This window comes from Castellaniella sp. (genome assembly GCF_004321985.1).
Classification (GTDB): Bacteria; Pseudomonadota; Gammaproteobacteria; order Burkholderiales; family Burkholderiaceae_B; genus Castellaniella.
In genome coordinates this window covers 100599-111172 of the sequence record NZ_SCQN01000020.1, presented here as the reverse complement: position 1 = coordinate 111172, position 10574 = coordinate 100599, and the positions used below count along the sequence as shown (strand labels likewise).

Below are 10574 nucleotides of genomic sequence, written 5' to 3'. Positions count from 1 at the left end.
GCAGCACATCGCCCATGCCATCACCGACAACTACCCGGACGCCGTGATGATCGTGCTGCTGGTGGACGAGCGGCCGGAAGAAGTGACGGAAATGCAACGAACGGTCCGCGGAGAGGTCGTCGCTTCGACCTTCGACGAGCCGGCCACGCGCCATGTGCAAGTCGCAGAAATGGTTATCGAGAAGGCCAAGCGTCTGGTTGAGTTAAAAAAGGACGTTGTCATTTTGCTGGATTCGATCACCCGACTGGCGCGCGCCTACAACACGGTCGTGCCGGCCTCCGGGAAAGTCCTGACCGGTGGTGTGGACGCCAACGCGCTGCAGCGCCCGAAGCGGTTTTTCGGCGCGGCACGCAACCTCGAAGAGGGTGGCTCGCTGACCATCATCGGCACGGCCCTGATCGAAACCGGCAGCCGTATGGACGAAGTCATTTATGAGGAATTCAAGGGTACTGGCAATTCGGAAGTGCACTTGGAACGGCGACTGGCCGAGAAGCGCATTTACCCGGCCATCAACCTGAATAAGTCCGGCACGCGTCGCGAGGAACTCCTGATCAAGCCCGAGCTTTTACAAAAGATCTGGGTGCTGCGTAAATTCATCCACGACATGGATGAGGTCGAGGCCATGGAATTCATCCTGGACAAAATCCGGGCCACCAAAAACAACGCCGAGTTTTTTGACATGATGAGAAAATAAGCGAGCACTTCTGATGAGTCTATCTTCTGTCGATCAATTCCTGTCCCAAGTCAAGGCACGGGACCCGCATCAGCCCGAGTTCATGCAGGCCGTCAACGAAGTCATGCACAGCCTGTGGCCGTTCATCCAGAAAAATCCGCGCTACGCGAGCCAGGCGTTGCTCGAACGCCTGGTAGAGCCAGAACGCGCCATCCAGTTCCGCATCGCATGGCTCGATGACGCTGGCCAGATCCGCGTCAACCGCGGCTTTCGCGTGCAGTACAACTCGGCGATCGGTCCGTACAAAGGCGGCATGCGCTTTCACCCCTCGGTGAACCTGTCGATCCTGAAGTTCCTGGGTTTCGAACAGACCTTCAAGAACGCCTTGACGACCCTGCCTATCGGCGGCGCCAAGGGCGGGTCGGACTTCGACCCCAAGGGCAAGTCGGACGCCGAGATCATGCGTTTCTGCCAGGCGCTGATCCTGGAACTGCATCGTCACCTGGGTCCGGATACCGACGTCCCCGCGGGCGACATCGGCGTGGGTGGGCGCGAAGTCGGGTTCATGGCCGGCATGTTGAAAAAGCTCTCGAACCAGAGCGGCTGCGTGTTCACCGGCAAAGGCATCTCCTTCGGCGGCAGCCTGATCCGCCCCGAAGCCACCGGATACGGGCTGGTATATTTCGCGGAAGAAATGCTCAAGCAGGCCAATCAGTCACTGGACGGCTACACCGTGTCCGTGTCGGGCTCCGGCAACGTGGCGCAATACACCATCGAGAAATGCATCCAGCTGGGCGCCAAGGTCATCACGGTGTCCGATTCGCATGGCTGCGTCGTGGACCCTGAAGGTTTCACGGCCGAAAAGCTTGCCGTCCTGATGTTCATCAAGAACCAGCAACGCGGCACGGTCCAAGACTACGCCAAGCAACTGAACCTGACCTACGAGGACGGCAAGCGCCCCTGGCACGTTCCGGTGGATGTCGCCCTGCCCTGCGCCACGCAAAACGAACTGGAAATCGGCGACGCAAAGGCACTGATCGCCAATGGCGTGCGTTGTGTGGCCGAAGGCGCCAACATGCCCTCCACCATCGAGGCGGCAAGCGCCTTCATCGACGCCGGCGTGCTGTACGCGCCAGGCAAGGCCAGCAACGCCGGCGGCGTGGCGGTCTCGGGGCTGGAAATGGCCCAGGACTCGCAGCGCATCATGTGGACGCGCGACCAAGTGGACGACAAGCTGCATGGCATCATGCGCAGTATCCACGAAAACTGCGTGAGCCACGGCTCGCAAGGTCGCAAGATCAACTATCTGAATGGCGCCAACATCGCGGGCTTCGTGAAGGTCGCCGACGCCATGCTGGCACAGGGTGTGTACTGATCGGATCCTCGACCCTGGTCGGCTGTCCGGACATCAAAAAAGCTCCTGCGTGAACCGCACCCCAAAAGTTGGACACCAATCCAACCTTTGGGGTGTTTTTCATGTCAGAGCATGACGGAGCGCTACCCCCCCGGATTGTGAAAGAGGGCAGGCCCCGCTGGATCCTCTTCATCCTCATCGCCAGCCGAGGTGAGACTGACATCAAGCATCTCCCGCGCAGGCGCAACCGGCAGTTCCTCAACCCCCCTGAGCTTTCTTTGGATGGCACGGGTACGTACGTCCACCTGCTCAAACTGCTTGGATGCTGCTTCGAGCTTCCGCCTTGCTGCTTCAATGACGTCGCCGAATTTGCCGAACTCTGTCTTGACCGCACCCAACACCTTCCAGACTTCCGACGATCGCTTGGTGATGGCCAACGTCCGGAAACCCATCTGCAGGCTGTTCAGGATCGCAGTCAGCGTGGTCGGGCCAGCGACCGTCACCCGGTAATCGTGCTGCAGCATCTCGACGAGGCCCGGACGGCGCAGCACCTCGGCGTAGAGGCCCTCGATCGGCAGATAAAGGAGGGCAAAGTCTGTCGTATTCGGCGGATCGATATATTTTTCGCTGATCGTCCTGGCTTCGCCCTTGATGCGGGTTTCCAGCGCCCTGGCAGCCTCGTCGATGGCCGGAAGGTCAGCCCGATCCTGGGCATCCAGGAGTCGTTGATAGTCCTCGATCGGGAACTTGGCGTCAATTGGCAGAAAGACTTCAACGTCTTCTTCTCTGCCCGGCAGACGAATGGCGAATTCCACGCGGTCGTTGGAACCTTTCTTGGTGGTGACGTTGGCCACATACTGCTCTGCAGTCAGCATCTGTTCCAGCAGCCGGGAAAGCTGCATTTCACCCCAGGTCCCGCGAGTCTTCACATTGGTCAGCACGCGCTTCAGGTCGCCGACACCGCTGGCCAGGGTCTGCATCTCGCCGAGGCCGCGATGAACTTGTTCGAGACGCTCGGAAACCAGTTTGAAGGATTCGCCCAAGCGGGTCTCCAACGTCGCCTGGAGCTTCTCATCGACAGTCTTGCGCATCTCTTCGAGCTTTGCGGCATTGTCCATCTGGAGGGCCACAAGCTTCGTCTCCACACCGACCTTCAGCTTCTCGATATTGGCATTGTTGTCCACCGTCAGCTTGGTGACCTTGCCTTCCAGACCCTCAACCGCACCCTTGGTGATAGCCGTCATCTCTGTGCGATGCGTGGCGGCTTCATCGCGCATTTCCTTCAACTGTCTGCCGACGGAATCCCGGATGCTGTTGATGGCTTCCGTGTTGGAAGTCGAAAGGGTCGTAAACCGGCCTTCGATACTTTTGATGAGCTGCTGCACGGACTCTACGTTGGCCTGGAGCTTGGTCTCGACTTCCTGTCGGTACGAGGCCAGTTTGGTGTCGAGTTCGTGGCTTCGCTGAGCAAAGTCGGTGGCGGATTTAGCGGTGAATTCGCGCTGGCCCGCTTGCAGGCTATCCCGGAGCTCGTTGAAACGCTTTTCGGCGGCCGTGCGTTCCTCAACGATGGTCTGGTGCATGGCTTGCGACGACTCCCTCAGGACTGGCAGCACCCGGGAGGTCATGAGTTCCTGAAGGGCGGTACTGACCTTTTGCAGATCACCGGCAATCACCGCAGGCAGAGTGGACTTCAGTTCGGTAACGGTATCGCCAGCGACCCGCTGACCATTTGCGAAATCGGTCAATTGCCCCTGAATCGCGCTAAAGCCCGCAACCAGCTGCTTGGAAGCGCCGTAGGTCTCAGTCATCTGAAGCCCTATCCTGGCTGCGGCCTCCTTGTCAGATTCCAGCTTGCCCAAGCGGTCGATGACTTCCTTGAAGTGCGCCTGCTCAGTCTTTCGCATCGCGAGCGCCACAAGCACGATCAGAACCGTCAGCACCACCAGGCCCAAGACTACGTCCAGTTCCACATCGTCTCCCTATCTGCCGCGGGCAGAAAACCCTTGTAACAATAGTACGACAGTACGCACCCGTCAGGGGCACTCAGCCCTCAGTGGACGTCCGGCGCGATCGTTGCGGTGGCCGCCACCGGAACATCCTGGACCTTAGGGTCATCCCAGGTTCCGGTAATCTGGTAGTGGGACGTCATTACCTTGGCCAGCGGCGTCTTCAGCAGCCACTGCGTGATGAAAGCGCCCAGCCCGATGATGGGGTTGATGGCAATGCCGGCTGCGATGGCTGCGCCACTGACATCCAGATTGGGGACCACCACGGCCTGCATGTTGAAGGTCTGGTCCATGATGTTGGTCGTGCCCTCGAGCAGGATGGTGCCGACAGAACCGATCAACTTGTAGTCGTGCACCTGGGCCACGCCCTGGTTCAGGCTCACCGACCCCCGCAACTGATCAAAGGGCACACCCTCGTGCAGCAGCCCGGCCAGGCCGGAATCCAGCTTGGTCAGGCGGGCAATGGACTGCAGCGACAGAAACTCCAGCAGCTTGGCCGTGTGCGAACCCAGCTTCGGAAAGCGTCCCTTGTCCAGCGACACCTTGAGGTCACCCCGCAGGTTGACCTTGTCGTGGGTCCACGGCAGATCACGCCACTCGAAGCGGCCCTTCAGATCTCCCTTTCCCCCGACCATCACGTCCTTCCAGCCCGCCCGATCCATCCAGGCCCCCAGGTCCTCCGTCTTGACCGATGCATTCAGGGTCAGGCCGCGATCGTCTCCCCGAAGACGCCAGGTCCCGCTGCCGGCCAGACGCGTCTGGCCATCGCCAATCCGCAGATTGCGCAGGTGCCACACATGCTGCACCCCGTCGCGTTCGCCTTCCAGCGAAAGCGCACCCACCGGGCGGCCATACAACCGGAAGTCGTCGGCCTGCAGCAAGATTCCGGAAATTTCCAGATCGTCGTCAAAGGCGGCATCCTCATCGATCTGGGCATCCGGCAGAAGCGCATTGTTGTCTCTGGGGTCGTCACCCAGGCTGAGCCGCGAAAAACGTGCCGACATCTTCCCCTGGACACGCCCGTCCCGCTCCTGCCACTTCAGCGTTCCCGTGGTCTGCAGGGAGCGCACATTCATGGACCAACGTTCATCAGCCGACTTCACGACCCGCAGCACGGAATGGTCCAGGCGCGTACCCAACAGCCGCAACTGATCCGCTTGCACCGAGAGCAATGCCAGATCGGGCCACAGGGGGCGCTTCGCAGTATGGCCGCCTCGCGCCTGAACCTGACCGCGACGCACAATGGAAAACTCGTCCACGATCCGATTCCAGACGTCCAGATCGAACAGCGGATAATCCACCGCCACCTGTAGCCCCGGAGCCAGTGTCGCTGCCTGACCCAGGCCGATCGCCGCCTGCTGAAAGTAGGGGCCCTTGGCCGAGCCGCTACGGGCATGGCGCAGGTCCACGCGCAGACCGCTGCCATAGCGGATCTCCAGCGTATCGTCGCTGGGGTCGGCGTCCGACCACTGGAGATTCAGCGTACGCGCTTCGCCCTGGGGCTTGGACAACGGCGCCGGGAAATCCAGTGCCAACGCAGACGTGTCCGAATCCAGGTTCAGCAGGTACCCCCGCTTTTGACGCGACAGGCGGGCCTGGTAAGCCAAGGTTCCCGTGATTCGCTTCATCCCTGGGACACCAGCAAAATGCCCGATCGCCGCAGCGCTCATCTGCCCGTGGAACGACAGTCCCGGACCCGCATGATCGCCCAGATCACCGAGGACCTGGACAGGCCCCCCGAGCAGGCGGCCCTTCAGGGGCTGGACGATGCGCACCCCGGTCTCGCTGAAATGGACCTGCCCCTCCAGATCCTGGAAGGCTGGCGCCTGAGGCAGAAACTGCAGGCTGGTCCGTTGCACGTCCACTCGCCCCTGGACCTGGGCATCATGGCTGTGCAATAGCGGAACAGTGATCGCCAGAGGAACCTGCCAGTCGCCGGTGACCCTCGCCTCGTCGAAGACGCCGCTGAGCATTCCGCCCAGCGGCGACCGCTGGATCAGCGCCAGATAGGCTGCCGCCGGCGCCGAGGTCTGGCCTGACACCGACAGGACAGGCTCATGCTCCATATCCGGGATACGGGCCTGCAGCGCCTTCATGGCGATGACCTGCTTATCCGAAGGTGCCATGGTGGCCTGATCCGCCCGCAGGTTCAGATCCATGCGATGCAGATCGACATGGCCCGCCGGTATCTGCAGCAAGGGCCAGGACTGCTTGAGCGCGATATCCGGCACCAGGTCGATACGCGCGCCACGAAAATCTCCCGTGATTCTGAAGTCCCCCGCCTGTGGCCGGTCACCAAACGGGAACTCTGCGAGATCGCCCCTCAGCAGCCAATTGGCGTCGACCAGTTCGCCCGCCTGCAAGCCCGTGGCCAGCCACTCGCGGGCATCCGCATTCACCACGAGCGGCAGGTAACGGTGGATGGCGCCCATGCGCGCCCGCGTAATGGTGCCGCTCAGATCGGCAATACCGGCACCAGCGTTGCTCCGCCAGGTTCCCTGGGCGTCCAGGTCCGCATCCGCGTTATGCCAGCTGGCGCGATCAATCTGAAGCCTCCAGTCGGCTGCTCGCTGCAGGCGGCCTCTGGCCGACAGCGCCCCCAGATCGAGCACCGAGGCGAACCACTGGGGTTGAAACAGCTGGACACCCTGTGCACGCGCCTCGAAGGCGATCCCGGGTACCGATCCGGTCCCTGCACCGCCCGCTGATTCCTGAGCCGAAGGCGCCTGTGTCAGCGCGTGCCACTGCGCCCAGGACCCCTGCGCCCAGGCAACAGCCGTCGGGACGCGCAGGTTGGCATTTTGCGCGCCAGCCCAGTCCAGCGACTCGATCCGTCCCTGTACAGTCAACCGGGGGGTCCCATTGGATATCTCAGCCCAGGCCTGCAGGTCCAGCATTCCCTGCCGCCACTCGGTCGGCATTCCCGACACCCAGTGCTGCCAAGCCAGCGGCGTGATCTGCGAGGCATGTAGCCAGGCCCGCGCATGAGCAGGCCACTCGCCCTGTATCAGCGGCGTCAAGTCGTCCAGTACGGCACGCAACTGCACGCGAGCATCGCCGGCGGCCCGGGCCCGCGCGGAAGCCTGCAGGCTCGCGCCACGCGTCGTGTCATGCACCCAGACAGCACTGACCTCATCGAACGACAAGGGGGGCGCATTCTGGTCGCGCCAGCGCACGGTCACATCATGAAAGGCAATCAGCGGCTGGGACAGTACCCATTGCAGCCACGGAGGCAGGGCGACAGGCGCCGCTTCGCCGGGGTCGAACGAAAGGCCCAGCAGGCTCACGCGCCCATCGGGCAGCCGGGAGACATCCAGATCCATCCCGGTTACCCGAAGCCTGAGCAAGCCGCGATGTCCCGGCAGCAAGGCCCGCCAGTTCAGGCGGGCCTGCACGGACGGCGCGCTCAAAAGCTCGTACCCGCTCGCATCGCTCAGGCTCAAACCCTGCACATCCAGGATCGGATCCCAGCCGTGCCAGTCAGCATGCAGAGCGCCAAGCCTGACCTGCACGCCCAGCCTGTCCGCCAGCCGATGCTCGATCTGCGGGCGCCAGTGGTCGATCTGCGGCAGAACCACATACCGCAGGCCCAGCAGCCCAAGCCCTAGCCCGAAATACAGGCAGGCCACAAGGACCAGAAGCCAGCGCACCCAGGTGGCGGAACGGCTTGAAATCAATTGGCGCATGCCGTTGTTTGAAGTATGTTAGAACCCCTTGCGAGGTCGGTCAGCGCCGGCCCGCCCAATTGAATCACGGGCAGCTCCCATGTCTGATGCCATTATATTAAAGCCCGCACTGGAGTGGTCCGGGGTTCTACGCCGGTCATTGTTGGCGCACCCCGAGCACGAGGCCCGGCTGGTGGCCGACGCCGGGCAGGCTGTCACGCGCAAGACCCTGCTGGACTGGTTCCAGGAACTGACCGGGACCGACACGAACCAGCCAATCCCACAGGACGCGCTGAAGTCCGCCCTGCGCCGGCTACGAGGACGGGTGTTTGGCACGCTCATGGTTCGTGATGTCGCGGGGCTGGCCTCGCTTCACGAAGTCGTGGCCGCCATGACGCAACTGGCAGATCTGGCCATCGGCCAGGCCTACGCCTGCGCGATGCACACCCTGTCCGAAATCCACGGAACACCGCGCTACGCCGACACGGGTGCCCCGCAGGATCTGCTGATTCTGGGGATGGGGAAGCTGGGAGGGAAGGAACTGAACGTTTCCTCGGACATCGACCTCATCATGCTCTATGGCGAGGAAGGCGAAACCGATGGGCGCCGGCGCATCAGCCACCACGAGTTCTACGGCAAGGCCTGCCGCCTGCTGTCTGCCCTGCTGTCTGAACAGGACGCCGACGGCTACGTCTTCCGGACCGACCTGCGGCTGCGTCCGGACGGCGACAGCGGGCCCCTGGCATGGAGCCTGGCGGCGCTGGAGAACTACCTGGTGGCCCAGGGCCGCGAATGGGAGCGCTACGCCTGGCTGAAGGCCCGCCTGATCCCTTGCCCACTGTTCGACACGGTCCGCTTCGATACTCTGGCGCACGAGATCGAGTCCCTGCGCCTCCCATTCGTCTATCGCAAATACTTCGACTTCGACGCACTATCGGCACTGCGAGGCCTGCGCGAGCGCATCCGCACCGACTGGCAACGCCGCGCACACGCCCGCAACGGCGTGGACACGCACCACAACATCAAGCTGGGAGAAGGCGGCATCCGCGAGATCGAGTTCGTCGTCCAGCTCAACCAGCTCATCCGGGGCGGTCGGCAGCCATCGCTGCAGCAGCGCAACCTGCTCTCTGCGCTGCACAGGCAGCGCCGCGCCGGCATCCTGGGTGATACCGAAGCCAGCGGGTTGGAGGAGGCCTACGTCTTTCTGCGCCGTATCGAACACCGCCTGCAGTATCGCGAGGACGAGCAGACCCACCTGCTGCCGCGCACCCCGGACGGCACAGCCAGCCTGGCCCACGCCATGGGCTACGCCGATCCAGCGGCATTCTCGGGGGAGCTCGCCCACCACCGCGACTTCGTGGCCCAGTGCTTCCGTGATGCCTTCCGGATTGCTGGTATGGGCGGCGATGACAAATCCCCGCGCGCCGCCGCGCCGCAGCCACCGGATGCCTCCCCCCTGCCGGATGCCCAGAACGGCGAACTGCAGGCCCGCATCGACACGCTGCTCGACAGCCACCGAATCCAGAGCCTGCCGCTGACCAGCCAGAAGCGCGTCAACGCCCTGATGCCTGGCCTGCTCCAGGCGGCGCTGCGAACGGACACCCCGGCCGACACCCTGCAGCGGCTGCTCGATCTGGTGGAGCACGTCGCACAACGCAGTGCCTATCTGGCGCTGCTGGCCGAATATCCGGAAACCCTGGCGCGGATCGCGCGCATCGTGAGCGCCAGCCCCTGGGCCTCGCGCTACCTGACGCGCTACCCACTGCTGCTGGACAGCCTGATCGAATGGCGCAGCCTGATGCAGGCACCAGACTTCGCGGCGCTGGCCGAGCAGCTTCGCTCCGACCTGGACGCCTGCGTGCTGCCCGACGGTCAGCCCGACGTGGAACAACAGATGAACCTGATGCGCGACGTGCAGCACCAGGTCACCTTCCAGCTTCTGGCTCAGGACCTGGAAAACGTGATCAGCGTGGAGGGTCTGGCCGATCACCTGTCTGCACTGGCAGACCTGCTGCTCGCCGAGACCATTTGCCGGGTCTGGCCGCAGGTCCTGCCGCGAGACCAGCGCGACCACCCCGCCCCGCCGCGCTTTGCCATCATCGCCTACGGCAAACTGGGCGGGAAGGAACTCGGCTACGCCTCGGACCTGGACCTGGTGTTCCTGTATGACGACCCTGACCAGGAAGCCGGCGAGCGCTACGCCAAGCTGGGCCGGCGCATGGCATCGTGGCTGTCCACGCTGACCTCGTCGGGGCGACTGTACGAAATCGATCTGCGGCTGCGCCCGGACGGCGACGCCGGCCTGCTGGCTGTGCCAGTTTCAGCGTTTGAGCGCTACCAGACCACGCATGCCTGGGCCTGGGAACACCAGGCCCTCACCCGCGCACGATTCGTGGCCGGTGACGCGGACATCGGCGCTCGCTTCGAGGACATCCGCCGGCGCATCCTGCTATTGCCACGCGACCCGGAAGCACTACGCCGCGACGTCTGCTCCATGCGCGACAAGATTTCTCAAGGCCACCCCAACCGCAGCCCGGACTTTGACCTGAAGCACGACCGAGGCGGCATGGTGGACATCGAGTTCATCACCCAGTTCCTGGTGCTGAGCCAATCTTGCGCACACCCCGAACTGCTGGGTAATCTGGGCAACATCGCACTGCTGGGGCTGGCAGCGCGCGCCGGGCTGATTCCCGGGCCCCTGGCGGCTGAGGTGGCCGACGCCTACCGGATCTTCCGCCGCCGCCAGCACGCCCTGCGTCTGCAGGGTGCCGAGAAGGCCCGCGTCCCCGCTGCCGAGCTCACGCGCGAGCGCGCCGCCGTGCGCAGCCTCTGGCGGCAAGTGTTGGGCCAAGACTAGAATGAGGTTTGCGCCA

General features: G+C 63.3%; 5 protein-coding genes. 3 read left to right on the top strand and 2 right to left on the bottom strand.

Features of this window, described 5'->3' with window-relative positions; genetic code table 11:
* Together rho and gdhA are read left to right on the top strand one after the other, a co-directional pair.
* Positions 1–694, top strand: a 694-nt coding sequence (rho, locus tag EPN31_RS05550; RefSeq protein WP_291770592.1) for a transcription termination factor Rho, incomplete at its 5' end; no start/stop codon positions are given.
* 13 nt (positions 695–707) lie between these two features.
* Complete coding sequence (gene gdhA / locus EPN31_RS05545) at positions 708–2048, top strand: NADP-specific glutamate dehydrogenase (protein WP_291770591.1); 1341 nt, start codon at positions 708–710, stop codon at positions 2046–2048.
* A 122-nt stretch (positions 2049–2170) separates the two neighbouring features.
* Here gdhA and rmuC read toward each other — a convergent pair whose 3' ends face one another.
* Complete coding sequence (gene rmuC, locus EPN31_RS05540) at positions 2171–3973, bottom strand: DNA recombination protein RmuC (protein ID WP_291770603.1); 1803 nt, start codon at positions 3971–3973, stop codon at positions 2171–2173.
* 107 nt (positions 3974–4080) lie between these two features.
* Positions 4081–7722: a YhdP family protein gene (locus EPN31_RS05535; RefSeq protein WP_291770590.1), complete on the bottom strand. Its 3642-nt coding sequence runs from the start codon at positions 7720–7722 to the stop codon at positions 4081–4083.
* 79 nt (positions 7723–7801) lie between these two features.
* On the opposite strand from EPN31_RS05535, the gene glnE reads away from it, so the two are divergent.
* Positions 7802–10558, top strand: a complete 2757-nt coding sequence (gene glnE, locus EPN31_RS05530; RefSeq protein WP_291770588.1) for a bifunctional [glutamate--ammonia ligase]-adenylyl-L-tyrosine phosphorylase/[glutamate--ammonia-ligase] adenylyltransferase — start codon at positions 7802–7804, stop codon at positions 10556–10558.
* Positions 10559–10574: the final 16 nt, after the last annotated feature.

Coding starts and splice junctions, on each gene's coding strand:
- gdhA (WP_291770591.1), top strand. CDS start 708: ATGAGTCTATCTTCTGTCGATCAATTCCTGTCCCAAGTCAAGGCACGG.
- EPN31_RS05535 (WP_291770590.1), bottom strand. CDS start 7,722: ATGCGCCAATTGATTTCAAGCCGTTCCGCCACCTGGGTGCGCTGGCTT.
- glnE (WP_291770588.1), top strand. CDS start 7,802: ATGTCTGATGCCATTATATTAAAGCCCGCACTGGAGTGGTCCGGGGTT.